This window comes from Methanoculleus sp. MH98A (assembly GCF_000691865.1).
Taxonomy (GTDB): domain Archaea; phylum Halobacteriota; class Methanomicrobia; order Methanomicrobiales; family Methanoculleaceae; genus Methanoculleus.
The window spans coordinates 1-17,834 of the sequence record NZ_JMIO01000043.1; the positions used below are offsets into that span (position 1 = coordinate 1).

The following is a 17,834-nucleotide window of genomic DNA, read 5'->3' on the forward strand; positions in this document are numbered from 1 at the left end:
AAACGTGAAACAACACCTCGTTTTAACGATTATAGTGCTGGCTGCATTCTGTAGTTGTGGATGTACGCAGCAAAGCGCCGCGATGGAATGGTACAGACAGGGATTGCACTTCAATTCCTATGATAACCAGTTCGAGCAGGCATTGGAATGTTTTAATAAATCTCTCGAACTTGACCCCCAATTTGAAGAAGCCTGGCGGGGTAAAAGTGTCGCACTCTACAACTTGGGACGGTTCCAGGATGCGATTCAACCCATAGACCGGGCTCTTGAGCTTAATCCGGATTATGCCGAAGCCTGGTGGACGAAGGGAATGATACTGTCGAGTCTGGGCAAACCCGATGAGGCGGATTATTGTTACGCCAGGGCTCAGGAGATAAATCCGCGTCTTTCACGGCCCTCGTAGCCCTGATCACGGGAATCGACGGTCTTCTGCAGGAGCTGGACGTGCGGGTAGTCAGCGGAGAAGATCTGCAAAACGCATCCGTCATTCACCTGACCGACCGGGATCTAAAGCAGCACCCGGCGCTTGCCTCCGCGATTTGGGATGCCGGTTGGCATGGAACCCAGCCCCGGCTCTTCGCTACCAAGCTCTCCTATCGGCCGGTGCAGCAGACATCCCTGATTGACTGCGGCGAATTTTTCCGGAGCAAAACGAACGGATCCGGCTCGACGTGTAGAGGATCGTGACAGAAATCGTTTATAGAGGAACGTTGAGTTCTCATGCATAGATCCCGGAAGACGGGCCCACCCGGCCGGGCGATGGTGAGGAGATGGACGGACAACGTACCAATACCAAAAAAACCGTGCTGAACCTGCTCATAGCGGTCGCCATCCTTGCCGTGGTGGTCTTCCTCCTCTTCCTTGCAGTCGGGTTCGTCGAGACCGCTATGCCGGGCAACTCCTACGTGATCGAGATCACCGGTCTCTCCGGTCTTGTCGTGAACGGCACCGCCACGGTCATGATCCCGGTTCCGGCGAACGCGGAGGGCGAGCTGGTGATCTTCGAGACGTTCGTTCGCCAGCCCGCCGGGTGGCGGGCGGGGATCCGGGAGACACAATACGGGAAGATGCTCGCATTCACGACGACCGAAGGCTACGCGCAGGATATCTTCATACCGACCGGTGAATTCGAGAAGAGAGAAGAGCCGCGGCTGCTCTTCCCCGTGCTTGCGATGCCCGACAACGCGAGCGTCACCGAGTTCACCTGGGGATCGGGTGGAACCTACACCACGGTCGTCTTCCTCGACGGCTTCGTCCCGCCGGAGAACGCCACATCGATCTCGTTCGACCTCGAGTACCAGGGTGGCGGGGGCATGAAGCATCTGATAAAGGAGAACGTCTGGACGGCGACGGTGAATACGGCCGTTTCGAGCACTGAGTCCGGTTTTATCCGAGTTCCGGCCGGATACCATGTCATTGCCGGGGGGATCTATCTTTGATGGCCGACTCCGGGAGAGAAGATTTCCATCGGTTGGAACGTATGCTTGTTGACGGCAAAACTCATGTAGCCCGTAACAGGGCGATCCCTCTTGCTCTTTTATCCCTCATCATCCTCACTGCCGCATCAGGATGCCTCTCGAGCGACGTTGTCGCCGACCGCCATGCTCTCTCCGTCACCCGAACCGATGCCGCCGGTACCGAGATCTGGCACACCGTCTTTGATGGAGGGGGCGACGAATACGGCACCGTCATCGTGCCGGTTTCGGACGGCGGCCTGATTGTCGGAGGGTCGGTCAAAAAATCTCCCGGAAGCGACGAGCACGCCCTGCTGCTCAAGATCGCGGAGGACGGCCGGATCGAGTGGAACCGGTCGTTCCCGGCACGGTATGGCGTTGAGGCAGTTGCCTCCCATGCTGACGGCAGTTTCACCGCCGGGACGGGTGACGGGTCTCTATTCCGGGTGGCCGGCGATGGGACACCGCTCTGGAGCAGCCGGGTTTCGGGGTCTGTGCCTGGAGTCTCCGGTCTGCCGGACGGGGGCATCGTGGCTGCAGGGAGCAAGCACGAGAGGGATGTCTGGGTGGCGGTCGTAAACGATACCGGGTCGCTGCTCCGGGAAGAGACCTACCCGGATCTCGGACGGGGACGGGCTCTGGGGGTCGCTTCGGCATCGGGCGGGGGATGCATCGTTGCAGGGACGACGGATAGCCATCCGCTCTGGGTGATGCGGCTCGATGGAGAGGGCAACGTCATCTGGAGCCGCACCTTCGAGGAAGGGCCTGAATTTGCCGGGGTCATGCTTCACCGTATATACTCGGTGCGAGAGAAGCCGGACGGCAGCGTGGAACTGCTCTATACGGTCGGCCGGGCCCTGAAGGGAGAGGAAGCCGGAGGATCGATTACGGTCGACCTGACCCTCGCCCGGGACGGCTCTGATATGAGCGTGACGGAGTTTTATATGCCCTGCCCGGTTGTCCGGGCCTCCGGCGGGGGTTACGCCTGTGCCGCCCTTGAGAGTTCCGAGGGCGACGGTTACACCATGGGGAACCATCTCGGGTCGCCGATTCACGTGATGAAATGTGACGATCGCGGTGAGATTGTCCGGGTCAGTGCCGGCACGGAGGCGGAGGTGGAAATCGTCACGGACATCTTGCAGACCCCGGATGGGGGGTTTGCGGTTCTTGGCGGGTCTACGAAGACCTGAACCTTCGAGAGCCCGTATGCTCTCCCGGTGCCGACTGCCATCATAACCTTTATAGTTAGGTCAAACCAAACTAATCAGCATCAACCATGGCGGCGAGACACGAGCACCTGTTCGAAGTGTTTGATCGCCTGATCGCCATCAAGAACGAATGCTCCTCCGAGATCTTCTCCGAATGCGGGCTCAGCCGTTTGACGGTGAAGCAGGTCGCCTACCTGAAGACGATCGATGAGCACGGCGACGTGACGTTCAGCAGTCTTGCCGAGATCACCAGGAACTCGAAGCCCACCGTGACGGAGATGGTCGATCGGTTCGTCCGGATGGAGTGCGCCTACCGCCAGAAGTCCCCCGACGACGGGCGGGTCACCTACATCCGGCTGACCGAGAAGGGCCGGATGCTGGCAAACGCCGAGCGGAACGCGCTGAACCGGATGATCGAGAGGGTGGTGCGGACGCTCGATGAGAACGAAGTGGATCTCCTGGTGGAGATCCTGAAGAAGGTCGGATGATTTTTTTGCCCGGCAAAACAGTTAGGTAAATGCGAACTAAACAACCCGGAGTCACCATGCATTCACCAGAACCAGACACCAGCAAAGAGCACATCGTCATACCGCTCTTTGAGACCGTGGTCTACCCCGAGACCCGGACGAAACTCCAGGTCGAGACGGCCATCGGGGAGGCGCTGATCGCCGCGATGAAGAGCGGGGGGTCGGCGTCCGCGGTCGGGCTGACCGCAAAGAGCGGGGCGGAGTTCCCGGAGAATCCGGCCGACGCGCTCTATACGACCGGGAACCTCCTTATGATCGCGCACGTACAGCCTGCAGACGACGGCTACCTGGTCTTTGCGCACGCAACGAGCCGGGTGAAGGCCGTAACCCTCTCGGAGAAGGGCGGGCTGTTCTATGCGATCTCCGAACCCCTCCCGGACATACCGGATCTCGACGAGGAGATCCGGGCGAAGACACTTGCAGACGTCAAAGCGGCCGTTCACGAGCTCAGCGGCAACTTCCAGGGCTCCGAGCAGTTCACCCGGCCCGTCGACAGGATGGAGTCCGTCGACCAGATCATGGGGTTCGTCATGCCCTTCATGCCGGTGGACGTCGAACAGAAGCAGGCCCTCCTCGAGACCGTCTCCGTCCGGGAGCGTCATGCCGCGTTCCTCGACCTCCTCGTGAACCTCAACGAGAGCATCAACCTCCGGATCGAGGTGGCCAGGAAGGCTTCCGAGAAGGTCGGGAAGGCGAACCGCGAAGCGATGCTCCGCGAGCAGCTCCGGGTGATCCAGGAGGAGCTCGACGGGTGCGAGGGCTCGTCGGGCGAGGAGAACTACCGGGAGCGGATCGAGCGTTCGACGATGCCTGAGGAGGTGCGCAAGAAGGCGCTCGCCGAGCTCAAAAAACTCGAGTCGGGCGGGAGCCAGCACCATGAGAGCCAGGGGATCAGAAACTACCTCGACCTCCTGCTCGATCTGCCCTGGACGGTCGAGAAGAAGAGCATCGATATCGAGGAGGCCCGCCGGGTGCTGGAGAGCAACCACAACGGCCTCGAGAAGGTCAAGGAGCGGATCGTCCAGCATCTCGCCGTCATGAAGCTCAAGGAGGAGAAGCAGGGCTCGATTCTCCTCCTCACCGGCCCGCCCGGCACGGGGAAGACGAGCCTCGGACGGAGCGTCGCGGACGCGCTGGGGAGAGAGTACGTCCGGATCAGTCTCGGCGGCGTCAAGGACGAGGCGGAGATCCGGGGACACCGGCGGACCTACGTCGGGTCGCTCCCCGGCCGGATCATCCAGGGGATGAAGCGGGCCGGGGCGAAGAACCCGGTCTTCATCCTCGACGAGGTCGACAAACTCGCCGTCTCCTACTCCGGCGACCCGGCAAGCGCCCTCCTCGAGGTCCTCGATCCCGAGCAGAACAGCACGTTCTCGGACCACTACCTGGAGGTTCCCTACGACCTCTCGGACGTCCTCTTCATCGCGACGGCGAACAGTCTCGCGACGATCCCGGCGCCGCTTCTCGACCGGATGGAGCTCATCGAGATCTCGGGCTACACGAAGAACGAGAAGTTCGCGATCGCAAAAGACCACCTCCTGCCGGAGACCCTGGAGGAGCACGGCCTGACCACGGATCACCTCCTGGTCGAGGACGAGACCGTCTCGGCGATCATCGACCGCTACACCCGGGAAGCAGGTGTCCGGACGCTCAAGAAGCAGCTTGCCCGGATCGCCCGGTATGTCTCCGCAAAAGTCGTCTCGGGGACGGTCGACCTGCCGGTCGTCGTGACGGCGGATATGCTCCCGGAGATTCTCGGCCGGGAGACCGTCCGGCCGGACGTGGCCCGAAAAGAGAACCCGCCCGGCGTCGTGACGGGGCTTGCGTGGACGCCGGTCGGCGGCGACATCCTCTTCATCGAGGGGACGTTCATGCCCGGCAAAGGGAAACTGACGCTGACCGGCCAGCTCGGCGACGTGATGAAGGAGTCGGCCCAGATATCGCTCAGCCTGATCCGTTCGAGGCTCGCGACCACCACGACCGGGTTCGACTTCTTCGCAAGCGACATCCACATCCACGTCCCGGCGGGGGCGACCCCGAAGGACGGGCCGTCGGCGGGCGTGACCCTCTTTGCGGCCCTCGCCTCGCTCGTCACGGGGAAAGCGGTCGACCCGACGGTCGCGATGACCGGCGAGGTGACGCTCTCCGGCGCCGTCCTCCCCGTAGGCGGGATCAAGGAGAAGGTCCTTGCGGCGCACCGGGCCGGGATCAGGACGGTCATCCTCCCGCGGGAGAACGAGCGCGATCTCGATGACGTGCCCGGGGACGTGCGGCGCGATCTCGCGTTCGTGACCGTGGAGACGATCGAGGACGTCCTCCGCGAGGCGCTCGGGGTAGAACTCCACGGGCCGGTCCTGCCGTATGCGGGGAAGAACCGGTGCGTGCCCATGCACGACCTCTGAACACCCTCTTTTTATCGTCTCGCCATATCCCCCCTTTCTCTCCTTCGAGCCCCGCTCCGGGAGCAAATAGGCTTGAGGCGGTTCGACGTGTAGAGGATCGTGACAGAAATCGTTTATAGAGGTACGTCGAGCTCTCACCGATAGCTGCCGGAATCGGTGCCCCGATGTGTGGGATCTGTCCGGCCTGCGCCGAGACCGGAGGAGATTGCATGGAACCTGACAGGAAACGCCTGATTGCCGTAGGGATCTTTGCGTTCGTCGGCGTCGTCCTTCTCGTCGCGACGGTCGTGCTCACGTGCACCGCCCTCGTCACCCTGATCACGGGAGTCGACGGTCTTCCACAGGAGCTGGATGTGCGGGTGGTCGGGGAAGAGGATCTGCAGAATGCATCCGTTATCCACCTGACCGACCGGGACCTGAAGCAGCACCCGGTGCTTGCCTCCGCGATCCGCGAGGCCGGCAGCAACCCCAACGTGGTGAAATCCGCATTGGTCCCGATGACGGGGGTCGAATGCCTCGTGCTTACCGAGTCCTGTGGTGTGTATACGGCGAATGCGCCGATCCTCGAGTACGACGGAGTATACTACGCCACACGCGTTCTGATCCATTAGAATCGTGTCAAAACAGGTGCAGAATGGAAGAAGGTAAGAAACCCGGCAACCGGTTCAGAACGGCGGGGTTCGTCGTCGCCTGCGGCCTTATCGGCATCGTTGCGGTCGTGCTCGGCTTCATGCTCGCCGATGCCCTCCTCATCTACGCGATGGAGGGCTCGGGCGGGCAGCCGATGCTCTACGTCATGGAGAGGACGGATGTGCAGCCCGAGTGGGGCATGGTCGTTCCCCTGACCGAGAAGGACTTTGCCGATCACCCGGCGCTCGACGCGGTCATCCGGGGCGAGGAGCGAAACCCGTCAGGATGGGAGTGGGGTATGAGCGACCGGCGCTTCATCGGGGGAACCAACGTCTCCTACGCGGAGAGCCGGGCGCTCCAGGACACTTACGGCCCCGACCGGGAGACATGGGTCTACCCGCACCTGGAGTACGGAGGGGCATACTACCTGGTGGTGACGACGTGGCCGTGACACAAGGGGATCCTGCGGTGATCGGGGTGGCCGAAAGATGATGAAGATCGCATCCGTCGTTTTTCTGCTGTTTGTCTCGGTCTATATCACGGGTTGCTGCACCGACGAAACGGCCGATCCAGCCCCTCCCGGCGGCCCGCAGGATATATTGACGGAACAATGCCCCGACGTCAACGTATCTGGGATCCCTGTAGCCACCCCTGAGTTGATCAGGACAAACGGCTCATACATCGCCGGGATTGCGCTCGGCGACGAGCGGGCACGCGCCCTCGTCCGGCACGGCGGCAAACCCGAATCGATTGCCGTGCTCTTCCACTCGTGCCCGCGAAACGACCCGTACTGCAACCGGAACCTGAGCCTCGTCATCCGCTACGGGGAGATCCGGTTTGCGGTCACCGTCGACGAGACGGCCGGGACGGTGCTCGGCGGCTCTGCACTCGTGCCGAACACGCGCTCCCCGACGTATTACAAGACCCGCGACCTCTCGACCGGGACCGATACCGTCTACCTGGGGGATGCCCCGATCATGACCTACAACGGGACGTCGCTCCTGTACCTGAACGAGTCGTACGGTCGCTCTTTCGGGCCGGCAGAATCTTCCCCCGACCTTGACGGAATCGTGGCGCGGTATCGGTCGGCCCACCCGTCCGGGGATACCGGCCCCGGTCCTGATCCCGAACCGTGCGGGGACTACTCAAGGACCGGGGAGTTCGTCGAAGCCGTCGGCGGGCTCTTCGACCTCGTCCGGGAGGACCCAGCCGCCGGCCGGCTCCTCTCCGACGGAGGCGAGATCGCGGGCGTCGTTGTCGTCTGCCCGCCGTCCGCCGCGTCCGAACCGGGGGGCCCGGGATGCTACCCTGCGGTCCGCGTCGGGTACGGGGAGATGACAATCGACTACCTCGTCAACATCGACTGCATGTGCATCGAGAGGGCTTCCGTCGAGGTTCCGTCTGGATATCTCTCCCGTACGGTCGATAATGTGACTTATATCATTCGCGATGGCGACGTGGTGCTCGCTCTCTGAGGACGGGCCTCTGGTTTGCGTGCGGAGTCGCTCTCGCGCGGCCCGACGTCCGGATGTGTGTCATCAAAAATGAAATTGTATTGAGGTGTTAGATGCAATCGCGACGATGGATCCCCTGGGTGCTGATAATGGCCGTGTGCGTGACGGCGGGCTGTAGCATAATCCCGGCTACCCCGGAACCTTTGCCACCCGACGAGGTTTTACCGCCAGAAGAAGCACTTCCTCCCGGCCCTGAAGTTGCCGCGAAGTTCGCCGAGACGTACGACTCGCTGCAGGATTTCTCTGCGACGGTGACGACCGTATCGGATCGCGGAACGTTCTGTGAATTGGTCTGGTTTAAGAAGCCGGATCGGTTCCGCGTTAACTACCTTGAAGGACATCCCAACAACCCTGAGCACCACCCCGCGAAGGAAGGGGATCTCGTTGTTTTCGATGGCGAGACGCAGTGGCACTACGTCAATGCTACCGGAGAGGTTCTCTACGTCTCTGCCCGGATGCGCAACTATACTTTCAGTGAAGAGTACGCGACGGGAGCTTTCGACGCTCTCGGCCTGATCCGGAACCTGCTTGCTGACCATGAGTGCTCGTTATCCGGGGTGCGAACCGAGGATGGAAAGATGATTTACGTGCTTGAGGTTGCGAACACCACCCGGATAGCGGACACTCCGGATCCCCGACGGTACCCGGTCTACGCCGTGAATGCCGGGGTTGAGAAAGATTCATGGATCCTCAGGAGAGCCGACTTCTTCAACGCCAGGGGCGAGACTGTCCTGATAGTAGAGTACCACAATGTCACCTGGAACACCGGGATCCCGGAGAGCCTGTTCCAGTACAGCCCGCTGGAGGAGGCGATCGTCAAGCCGATGAGAACCGTGGCGATTACCCCTCCCTACACCGGCCCCTGAGGGGAGCTGGGTAGAAGTACATCATCCATGACGGCGACGTGGTGCTCGCTCTCTGAGGACGGGCGCGCCCCCGGTTCCCGGCCCGCAGCGGCGTTGTTCGGCTTCAAAATCGATCGGGAAGGCCCGACGTGTAGACGATTGTCACAGAAATCGTTTATAGAAGAAGGTCGACCTCTCCCGCGTGGATACCGGTATCCGGGGGCGCGGGTCCGGTCGTGCGACCCGTCAAAAATCGGGCCGGTACTACCGGATCGGGACGATTTACCGGGACTGAACGGTGAGGAATTGAGAATGAACGGAACAACCAGAACATTGACCCTCCTCCTCGCGCTGCTGCTCGCGGCCGTCCCGGCGGCGGGCGCAGATCTCGGTCCCAATCAACACCTGATCCCGGAACTGAAAGTGAACGAGTCGATCGAGACGATCGCCATCTCCGGGGTGTTGAGCCTTCAGCCGGAGTGGGACGGGAGTGTGACCACCGGGATACCGTTCGGCTCGATCATGGTTCATACTGCCGACGCAAGAACACTGATCTTCGATAGCGACGGGAACCAACTGCTCTCCATCAGCGACGAACTCTCTGCAAAAGTCCCCACCCCCGCGGGTGTCGAGAAGCCCTGCACCTGGGTGCACCAGCTCCCGAACGACTCCCGGGTCTATCATCACGACAACGCGACCTTCATCTTCGGCAAGGCCGGGAACCTCATCCTGACCGTCATCAACGAGCACCCGCCGCCCGTCGAAGACCCGATCACCATCAACATCACCTCCCCGCGTGAGGGGGAGGTTATCTGGATCGACGTCGTTCCGCCGCGCGTCGCCGTCGTCGGGGAGGTGCACGCCCCCACAGGTCTGCACAACGTGGTTGTGCGGAGCGAAACCGGGGAGGTCTCGTGCGGGAACCGGCCCGAATTCGCCTGCTCGGTGCCGGTCTCCGCCGGGGAGAACACGATCACCGTCGTGGCGGACACCCATGGACCCCTGGCCGAGAAGACCGTGAACGTGACCGTCCGTATCGGCATCCCGCCGCCATCGATCGCCGTCTCGGGCAGGGTGATGGACGCTGGCGGCAACCCGGTTCCCGGTGCACTGGTGCGGTTCGAGCCGCTACTTACGCTCGACGGCGAACCCCTCGCGGCAACGAACGTGACGGGAGAAGACGGCCGCTACCAGATAACCGCCCCCGGCTACCGGCAGACGGTCACGGTCGAGAAAGAGGGCTATTCCACTCTCCGGGAGGAGTTCGTCTTTGAGAACTCAACAAACACCCTCGACCTGGAACTGGAACCGTCGAGCCGGACGGTCCCGGGGTTCGGTTCCGCGCTCGCGGTTCTCTCGCTTCTGGGGGTCTTCCTCCTCATCGGCCGGAGGGGGTGGTGAGATGACAGAGAGCGGCTCAGTAATCCCGGCGCTCCTCCTTACCGCCGCGGTCACGGCGCTGGCGGCGGGGTTTGCGGCTTTCGCGCCCGTCGCGGAGGTCACCGTAACCCCGCACGAGCAGATTGCCCCACAGGATCAGGCCCCGGTTCATATCGACTTCTTCACGGAGAAGAGGGATGCCCCGGTCGAGGGCGTGGATATCCTGTCCTCGATCCGGCGCTACGAACTCGCTGTCTACGATACAGAGGGAATCCGGGATCGCCTGCTTTCCGGCGAACCGCTGGCGGTGCATATCGCCGGGCAGCCCTGCACGGCGGTTCTCGAGGAGTCGTTGCACGGCACCGGCTCCTTCACCGGCACCCTTTCCGGGGACGGCAGGGCGCACCTGACCATCAGCGGCGACGTTCTTCGCGGCTACTTCGAGATCGGCGGCGTTGCCTACCGGGTGGAGAGCACCGGACGGTACGATCCCGATTCCCCCGGAAAGGTCCTCCACTATCTCTTCTCCTCCGCCGACGTGAAAGGGCTGAGCGGCTGTTACCTCACACTCTACAACATCAGCAACGGGGACCTGGAGGATTCCGGGTACCCCCGGGGCTGGACAAAACCCGACTTCCTGAACGCCGGAGACGAGGTCGCCCCGCTCACCGATGCCGATCTCGCCCGCCTCCCCAGAGTGAACGAGACCCTCCGCACCGGCTTTATGGAGATGCCGCTCTCGGAGAACGGGGTGGTGTGTATCGCCGGGGACTACCGGGGAAAGATCGCGGAGTAGCGCGGGAACTACTACGTGATCGACTTCATCGTCGCCTGATCCCCGCCCCCCTAAACCCTCTTTGCTATCGTCTCGATCGCTTCAATAATCGTCTGCTGCTGCGGCTTGATGATCGCGACCGGGCAGTCGGCGATCTTCTCCACAATCGGCGCGAGGATGGGTGCGCAGATGATTCCGAGTGCCCCTTCCTTGTCGGCTCGCACCGCGGCGATGATGCACTCTTCAAGGGAATCGGCCGCGTAGCCCCGGATATGGTATTGCTTGCTGCCGATGGGAAGGTCGCGGTTATCGATCTCGTCGAGCAGGAACCGGGCCGCGATCACCGCGATGAAACTCTTCTCCCGGGGTTCAAGGACGTTGACGATCCGCCGGACGGTCGAGAGGCGCGGGTCCGCCCTGCCCGACGTGAGTTTGTAGAGGGTGGCGGGCGGGATCCCGGCCCGTTCCGCGAGGTCGCGGATACTCATATCCTGCCGGGCGAGCTCCTCCATGAGGGCGTCGGCAAACTCGGTTTCAAAGATCTTTCGCGAAAGCATCTATCTACTATGATATTATCTTGAAGATAATATTTTCCTAAACCGGTAAACGATCTGGCCATAAAGGAAAACACTTATGAATGCCCATGACGATGCTCGCATATGGTCTCATCACCCATCCGAGAGGTCACGATCCTCCCGGGCCGGAGCCGGAGCGGCGAGCCGGAACGGTTCGAGGCGATCCCCATCCTGTCCGGGGACACGATCTCGATCGTCGGCCCCACCGGCTCGGGAAAGAGCGCCCTCATCAACGACATCGAGGTCTTCGCCCGGGGCGACACCGCGACGGGCCGGACGGTCCTCGTCAACGGGGAATACCCTCCTGAAGAGTTCGTTCGCGACCCGGCGCACAAACCCGTCGCCCTGATCACCCAGAACACCCGGTGCCTCGCCGATCTTGCGGTTGCGGAGTTTCTCGCGATGCACGTCCGGTCCCGGAAGATGGAGGACGAAAGCATCGTCGGCCGTACGATCGCCCTTGCAAACGAGTTCACGGGCGAGGCGATCCTCCCCGGCGCCCGGATGACCGCGCTCTCCGGGGGGCAGACCCGCTCGCTCCTGGTGGCGGACGCGTCATGATCGCAGCAGCGCCGATCATCCTCCTCGACGAGGTCGAGAACGCCGGGATCTTCAAGGAACGGGTGATCGAGGTGCTCCGGGGCGAGGGGAAAGCAGTCGTCTTCGTCACGCACGATCCTCTGGTCTCCCTCCTCTCCGCCCGACGGATCGTGATGCGGGACGGGGCGGTCGAACGGGTGATCGAGCCGGACGGCAGGGAAATCGCCGCCCTCCGGGAGGCGCTCCGCCTCGACGGTATCCTCCGCCGGATGCGGGAGCAGATCCGGGCGGGCGACCTGATCACGGGACCGGTCGGGGCATGAGGCTCGCCGTCGTCGCCGGTCCGCCGTCGGCCGGGAAGACCGCGGTCGTGCGCCAGACCATCCGCACCCTTCTGGACCGGTACCGGATCGCCTACCTCAAGATCGATGTCGTCCGGGCGTTCGAGGACGAGGAGCTCGCGACCGAGTTCGGGATACCGACGCGGAAGGTCTGCTCCGGCGACCTCTGCCCGGACCACGCCGGGGTGATGGTGATGCGGGACGCTATCGCCTGGGCCGAGGAGGAGGGAGCCGACCTCCTCGTGGTCGAGAGCGCCGGGCTCTGCCTGCGCTGCTCTCCCTACACGACGCAGGCGCTCGGGGTCGCCGTCCTCTCCGCGGTCTCGGGCACGAACACCCCCCTGAAGATGGCCGCGATGCTCGCGCTCGCCGACATCGCGGTCGTGACCCGGATCGATCTCGTCTCCCAGGCCGAGAAGGAGGTCTTCCGGGAGCGGATCCGGGAGGTGAACCCGGACCTCGATATCGTGGAGACGAACGCCGTCCAGGGGACCGGGATGCGCTACCTCCTCCGGGCGATCGAGGGCTGTCCGCCGATAACCGATCCCGATACGATCGTCCTCCGGGGTGCGCCGCCGCTCGGGGTCTGCACCCTCTGCATCGGGAAGACCGAGATCGGATGGCAGAACCACTTCGGGGTCGTCCGGAGGCTCGAGGGCGCCGATTATCTCTTCCGGGGGGACTAGTCCGGTGGCGTGGAACCCCCCGGGGAAGGATTGCGGGGCCTGCGGCGCTCCGACCTGCGAGGCGTTCCTCGCCCGGGTCCGGCGGGGAGAGAAAGCCCTCCCGGACTGCGTCTTCTACCCCACCGGGACCGCACCTTCCCGGTTCGAGGGCGAGGCCCGACACTCCGGTCGCGACGTCCTCGGCGGCGAGTACGACTTCATCCTCGATCCCCTGCCCGGGGAGGTCTCGGCCAGGAAGATCGTCCTCCCCTTCCGCCCGGACCTCGTGGAGAAGTGGGGGATTGCGGCCGGGGATATCGTCGTCGGGAGGCCGGCCGGCGCGGGCTGCCCGGTCCAGCATGTCCTCTCGGTCATCCGCGCAAGCCCGGTAAGCGGCCTCCTCACCTGCCTGGTCGTCGGCCCGGAGGTTTCGCGGGCCGGAGAGTTTAAGGACGTTGAGGCCTACCACATCGTCGGTTTCGAGGGGATTGCCCGGGCGGTGCGCTGCGAACCGGTATTCGGGATGCGGCAGCGGTTCCTGCCCGGCTACTGCATGATGAACCTTACACACACGGGTGTCGTGAATATGATTCTCGCACAGTCCGGCGGTCTCCATGTGCGGGTGGAGGATATCAGGTTATGAAGACGATAGCAGAGATCGACGAGAAGATCCGGAGCGGTTCCGCGGTTGTCTACACCGCCGCGGAGTTCAAGCGCCTCGTCCGCGAGGGTGCAGAGGTCACGGCCGCGGAGGTCGACGTGGTCACCACCGGAACCTGCGGGGTGGTGTCCGGGACCGCGGCGATCCTCTCTGTCCCGGTGGCGGCGCCGGGGACGTTCGAGCGGGCGGAGCGGGTCTGGCTGAACGGCGTCCCCTGCATGCCCGGCCCCTGCCCGAACGAGCGTCTCGGGCTCGTCGACCTGATCGTCTCCGGGACCGCCCACGCCGGGGCCGGCTACGGGGGCGGGCACCTCTTCCGCGAGATCGTCGAGGGCCGCGAGATCGAGGTGCTGGTGGAGGCCGCCGACCGCTCGATCGAGGCGCGGGTGACCCTCGAGGACTTTTCCTACGCCCGGCTCTTCACCACCCGGAGTGCGTTTAAGAACTACACCGCCTTCCTCAACACCCGGCCGACCCGGTTGACGACCATCTTCTCGGTCACGGGGCTCCAGGGGCCCTGCCGGGAGGTCTCGGTCAGCGGGTGCGGCGAGATCAACCCGCTCGAGAACGACCCGGCACGGTTCGCGATCCGGGACGGAACCCCGGTCTTCCTGAACGGCTCGGCCGGTATCGTGACCGGGGAGGGGACCCGGAGCACCCCGGCCCGCCCCAACCTCACGGTCATCGCCGATATGGTCGGGATGCAGTCCCGCTACATGGGCGGGTTTGCGACCTCCGCCGGGCCCGAGTGCATCACGAGCCTCGGCGTCGCGATCCCGGTCCTCGACGACCGGCAGGTCGCGGCCCTCCGCGTCCTCGACGAGGATATCCCGCTCCCGGTCGCCGACATCAACACCCGGACGGTCCTCGATGAGGCAACCTACGCCGACGTCTGGCAGCGGCCCAACCGGGAGGTGACCTACCACCCCGAGTGGTGCGAGGAGTGTTCGACCTGCGCCGTTGCCGCGGTCTGCCCGACGGGCGCGTTTACCCGCGAGACCGGGATCGACCGCGACCGCTGTCTCGCCTGCACCGCCTGCATGGCCGCCTGCCAAAACAACGCCCTTGAGGCCGGCGAGGGCTCGCTCCGGGTCCGGGGGCGGAAGGTGCCGATCACGCTCCGCCAGTCCGGCCGGACGCTCGCGGAAGATCTCTGCCGGGACGTAAAAGAGCGGATCCTCGACGGTCGGTTCACCTTCACCGGGGGCGGGGGGCGGTGAGGGAGAAGTACCTCCTCCACTGCCCGGGATGCGGCCGGCTCTTCCCCGACCGCTACACCCTCGACTGCCCGTCGGGGTGCGACGCGCTTCTGCGGACGGTTTACCGGGAACGCCGGCTCATCCTCCAGGATCTCCCCGGGATCTTCCGCTACGCATCATGGCTCCCCGTCGAGGGCCGCCTCCGGATCGACGCCGGCCCGGTCTCCTACACGAGCGTCGGGCTTGCCCGGGAACTCGGGCTCCCGGACCTCACCATCACGTTCTCCGGCTACTGGCCCGAGCGGGGCGGGCGGATGGAGACCTGCTCGTTCAAGGAGCTCGAGGCGCAGCCGACGGTGCTCCGCCTCCGGGAGAAGGGGGCCGGCGTCCTCCAGATCTCTTCTGCAGGGAACACCGGCCGGGCCTTCTGCCAGGCCTCGGCCCTGACCGGGGCGCCGGTCGTGGTGGTCGTCCCGGCCTCCGCCGCCGACCGGCTCTGGACGACCGTCCCGTCCCCGAATGTCTGCCTCGTCACGGTGGATGGGGACTACTCCGACTCGATCGCGTTCGGGCGGGAGGTCTGCTCGCTCCCCGGTATCGTCCCCGAGGGCGGGGCGAAGAACGTCGCCCGGCGGGACGGGATGGGGACGGTGATGCTGGATGGGACACTCTTCGCCGGCCGGCTCCCCGACGCCTACTTCCAGGCGGTCGGGAGCGGGACCGGGGCGATCGCCGCGTGGGAGGCGGCGGAGCGGCTCGTCGCCGACGGGCGGTTCGGCACCCGCCTCCCGACCCTCCACCTCTCCCAGAACCTCCCCTTCGTCCCGATGGTCCGGGCATGGGAGGCGGGGAGGCGGGAGATTGTTCCTGAAGGGGACATGCCGGAAGCCGAGGCCTCGATCGCCCGGGTTTCCGCCGGTGTGCTCACAAACCGTCACCCGCCCTGGGGGGTCCGCGGCGGGGTCTACGACGCCCTCGCGGCCTCCGGCGGGAGGATGTATGCGATCTCTAACGACGACGCCCGGAGTGCCGGGAGGCTATTTACGGAGACGGAGGAGATCGATCTCGACCCGGCGGCGGCGGTCGCGGTCGCCTCGCTCATCCGGGCGGTGGAGGAGGGGCTCATCGGTCCGGATGAGCACATCCTCCTGAACGTCACCGGCGGCGGCTACGAGCGTGCGGCCGAAGACCTCGACCGCTACCCGGTCGAGCCCTACCTCCGGGTCCGGGCCAATGAGGCCTTTGCGGGGAATGTGCGGGACGATATCGTATCCTGGCTCACGAAGCAGGGGGCGGCTATCCGTGCGTGAAGGCTCTGTCCTCGACCGCCTCGCCGCCCTCGGGGTCGACACCGTGGTGTCGCTCCCCTGCGACCGGACGCAGGAGTTCTGCGCCCTGATCCCGGAGCGGTTCCGTGCGGTCAACCTCACCCGGGAGGAGGACGGTGTCGGGATCTGCGCCGGGCTCGCGATGGCGGGAACACGATCGGTGCTGCATATGCAGAGTTCGGGGCTCGGGAACTCCTTGAACGCGATCATGTCCCTCACCGTCACGTTCGGTCTCCCGCTTCCTATCCTCGCGAGCTGGCGAGGGGTCTACCGGGAGGCGATCCCGGCCCAGGTGCCGTTTAACCGGGCGGTCCCGGAGGTTCTCGCGGCGCTCGGGATCCCGTATACGGTCATCCGCGGTCCTGAGGATGAAGCACTGATCGACGCCGTCGTCTCCGACGCCTACGACAACATGCGCCCGCACGTGGGGCTGATCCTTCCCTCGTTCTGGGAGGGAGCACAGGAAGCCTGCCCGACGGAGCAGGTGCTTCCGACCCGCGCTCGCGAGTCGGCGCTTGCCTACCGGCGGACGTTCCGCGACCCGGTGATGGCCCGGAACGATGCGATCCGGGTGATTGCGGCAGCCCTCGATGAGGAGGCGGTCGTCGCGAACATCGGGGTTCCCTCAAAGGAGCTCTACGCGGCCAAAGACCGGGACCTCAACTTCTACATGCTCGGAAGCTACACCCAGGCGACGCCGATCGGGCTCGGGCTCGCGCTTGCGACGGATAGAGACGTCGTCGTCCTCGACGGCGACGGGAGCCTGCTCGGGACCGCCGTCCTCCCGGTTGTGGCGGCGCAGGCCCCGGCGAACCTCACGATCGTCTGCCTGGACAACGGGGCCTTTGGGAGTACAGGGAACCAGTTGACGAACGCCTACGGTCAGGTGGACATGGAGCTCCTCGCCCTCGCCGCCGGGCTCAAAAGGACATGCAAGGTGCAGGACGAGCGGGAGCTCGGCGAAGCCTGGGAGAGCCGGGGGCGGGGGCCGAACTTCATTCATGTCGTTCTGAAACCCGGGAACGCGACGGTCCCGAACATCCCGCTTGCTCCGGGGGAGATCCGGGAGCGGTTCGTGCGGGCGATTAGGGGGTAGGTGTTCGGTTCGTTTCTGTGGTGGAGCGAAAGCACCCTCTCTCCTTTGCACATATCAACTTTAGACACCTGATTCTCTCCTTAACACATTCCGGGGCATGCTTTCCGGAATAAGAAATCAGTGTTCTTTCTGTGAGAAATGGGTTATCTCCGGTGCCTTATCTTCTCAGGGAATCAGTTTCTTTATTTTCGGGAACACTCGCCGGACGTGTAAAGAAATAGGACAGAATTTATAAATGGACTTATGCCCCAGTCACTGTGTGGGCGCCTCGATGATGCGTCTGCAAAAGTTCGCGGGGTCCCCCCATCCACGGTTGACGCCCCGGATGAAGAACCCCGCAAGCCCGGAGGCTAATGGGATGTATGCTCTTTCAGTACTTGAAAGTATGCCACTCCTGCCTCCGGGAGTTTCTTGGAGGAAAATGAAATGAGTGGAAAAGCTGGAATGCGGGTATTTTCGGCACTCCTGGTAGTCCTATTAGTGGGTGCATTTATGCCTGTGGTGAGTGCTGAGCCGAATTATGAGAGCATAGTTTGTGGAGTATCGGAGGTGCGGTATAGGACAATTGTTGATGATACTGAAATCACAGTTAATTCAAACCTTGATGCTACCAATGCTTCAATATTGTTTAAATCCAATAACATTTCACGAGAGTATATCGTAGCGGTGGAGCAGCCAAAACACGGTAGATATA

The 17,834-nt window shown here is 63.7% G+C and carries 18 protein-coding genes and 1 pseudogene; 18 read left to right on the forward strand and 1 reads right to left on the reverse strand.

Annotation, left to right across the window (positions count from 1 at the left end; all coding sequences use genetic code 11):
* From EI28_RS06985 to EI28_RS07035, 11 genes are all read left to right on the forward strand, one after another.
* Window positions 1–403, forward strand: a 403-nt coding sequence (locus EI28_RS06985) for a tetratricopeptide repeat protein (protein WP_052379694.1), incomplete at its 5' end; no start/stop codon positions are given.
* 367 nt (window positions 404–770) lie between these two features.
* On the forward strand, window positions 771–1,439 hold the full coding sequence (locus tag EI28_RS06990) for a hypothetical protein (RefSeq protein WP_048113802.1): 669 nt from the start codon (window positions 771–773) through the stop codon (window positions 1,437–1,439).
* Window positions 1,440–1,480: 41 nt separating this feature from the next.
* Window positions 1,481–2,644: a PQQ-binding-like beta-propeller repeat protein gene (locus tag EI28_RS06995; protein ID WP_155937293.1), complete on the forward strand. Its 1,164-nt coding sequence runs from the start codon at window positions 1,481–1,483 to the stop codon at window positions 2,642–2,644.
* Window positions 2,645–2,730: 86 nt separating this feature from the next.
* Window positions 2,731–3,150, forward strand: coding sequence for a MarR family winged helix-turn-helix transcriptional regulator (locus tag EI28_RS07000; protein WP_048113805.1), 420 nt, complete (start codon window positions 2,731–2,733; stop codon window positions 3,148–3,150).
* Window positions 3,151–3,206: 56 nt separating this feature from the next.
* Entirely contained in the window at window positions 3,207–5,591 is a 2,385-nt protein-coding gene (lon, locus tag EI28_RS07005; protein ID WP_048113806.1) for an endopeptidase La, read from the forward strand.
* A 209-nt stretch (window positions 5,592–5,800) separates the two neighbouring features.
* Complete coding sequence (locus EI28_RS07010; protein WP_048113807.1) at window positions 5,801–6,202, forward strand: hypothetical protein; 402 nt, start codon at window positions 5,801–5,803, stop codon at window positions 6,200–6,202.
* 23 nt (window positions 6,203–6,225) lie between these two features.
* Entirely contained in the window at window positions 6,226–6,672 is a 447-nt protein-coding gene (locus tag EI28_RS07015; RefSeq protein WP_048113808.1) for a hypothetical protein, read from the forward strand.
* 37 nt (window positions 6,673–6,709) lie between these two features.
* The gene (locus EI28_RS07020; protein ID WP_048113810.1) at window positions 6,710–7,696 is read left to right on the forward strand and encodes a hypothetical protein; all 987 of its coding nucleotides are present in this window, start codon (window positions 6,710–6,712) and stop codon (window positions 7,694–7,696) included.
* 128 nt (window positions 7,697–7,824) lie between these two features.
* On the forward strand, window positions 7,825–8,601 hold the full coding sequence (locus tag EI28_RS07025; RefSeq protein WP_155937295.1) for an outer membrane lipoprotein carrier protein LolA: 777 nt from the start codon (window positions 7,825–7,827) through the stop codon (window positions 8,599–8,601).
* A gap of 291 nt (window positions 8,602–8,892) precedes the next feature.
* Window positions 8,893–9,981, forward strand: a complete 1,089-nt coding sequence (locus tag EI28_RS13165; RefSeq protein WP_197018471.1) for a carboxypeptidase regulatory-like domain-containing protein — start codon at window positions 8,893–8,895, stop codon at window positions 9,979–9,981.
* A 1-nt stretch (window position 9,982) separates the two neighbouring features.
* Window positions 9,983–10,756: a hypothetical protein gene (locus tag EI28_RS07035; RefSeq protein WP_048113814.1), complete on the forward strand. Its 774-nt coding sequence runs from the start codon at window positions 9,983–9,985 to the stop codon at window positions 10,754–10,756.
* A gap of 50 nt (window positions 10,757–10,806) precedes the next feature.
* Here the strand turns inward: EI28_RS07035 and EI28_RS07040 are convergent, their stop codons facing one another.
* Complete coding sequence (locus EI28_RS07040; RefSeq protein ID WP_048113816.1) at window positions 10,807–11,292, reverse strand: helix-turn-helix domain-containing protein; 486 nt, start codon at window positions 11,290–11,292, stop codon at window positions 10,807–10,809.
* A 102-nt stretch (window positions 11,293–11,394) separates the two neighbouring features.
* Here EI28_RS07040 and EI28_RS07045 point away from each other — a divergent pair.
* The 7 genes and pseudogenes from EI28_RS07045 to EI28_RS14010 form a co-directional block, all read left to right on the forward strand.
* Window positions 11,395–12,173, forward strand: a pseudogene (locus tag EI28_RS07045) (ATP-binding cassette domain-containing protein).
* A complete protein-coding gene (locus tag EI28_RS07050) occupies window positions 12,170–12,877 on the forward strand; it encodes a GTP-binding protein (protein WP_048113818.1) in 708 nt (235 codons plus the stop codon). Before EI28_RS07045 ends, EI28_RS07050 begins: the two are co-directional and overlap by 4 nt.
* Before the next feature lie 4 nt (window positions 12,878–12,881).
* Window positions 12,882–13,499 carry a (Fe-S)-binding protein gene (locus tag EI28_RS07055; protein ID WP_048113824.1) on the forward strand — a complete coding sequence of 206 codons (618 nt, stop codon included), beginning with the start codon at window positions 12,882–12,884 and terminating at the stop codon, window positions 13,497–13,499.
* On the forward strand, window positions 13,496–14,737 hold the full coding sequence (locus tag EI28_RS07060) for a methanogenesis marker 16 metalloprotein (protein WP_048113826.1): 1,242 nt from the start codon (window positions 13,496–13,498) through the stop codon (window positions 14,735–14,737). Before EI28_RS07055 ends, EI28_RS07060 begins: the two co-directional genes overlap by 4 nt.
* Window positions 14,734–16,026, forward strand: coding sequence for a cysteate synthase (locus tag EI28_RS07065; RefSeq protein WP_048113828.1), 1,293 nt, complete (start codon window positions 14,734–14,736; stop codon window positions 16,024–16,026). Before EI28_RS07060 ends, EI28_RS07065 begins: the two co-directional genes overlap by 4 nt.
* The gene (comE, locus tag EI28_RS07070) at window positions 16,019–17,140 is read left to right on the forward strand and encodes a sulfopyruvate decarboxylase subunit beta (RefSeq protein WP_048113829.1); all 1,122 of its coding nucleotides are present in this window, start codon (window positions 16,019–16,021) and stop codon (window positions 17,138–17,140) included. The genes EI28_RS07065 and comE overlap by 8 nt, the downstream gene beginning before the upstream one ends.
* 426 nt (window positions 17,141–17,566) lie before the next feature.
* Window positions 17,567–17,834 (forward strand): hypothetical protein (locus tag EI28_RS14010; RefSeq protein WP_231476636.1); only part of this gene is annotated, 268 nt, incomplete at its 3' end.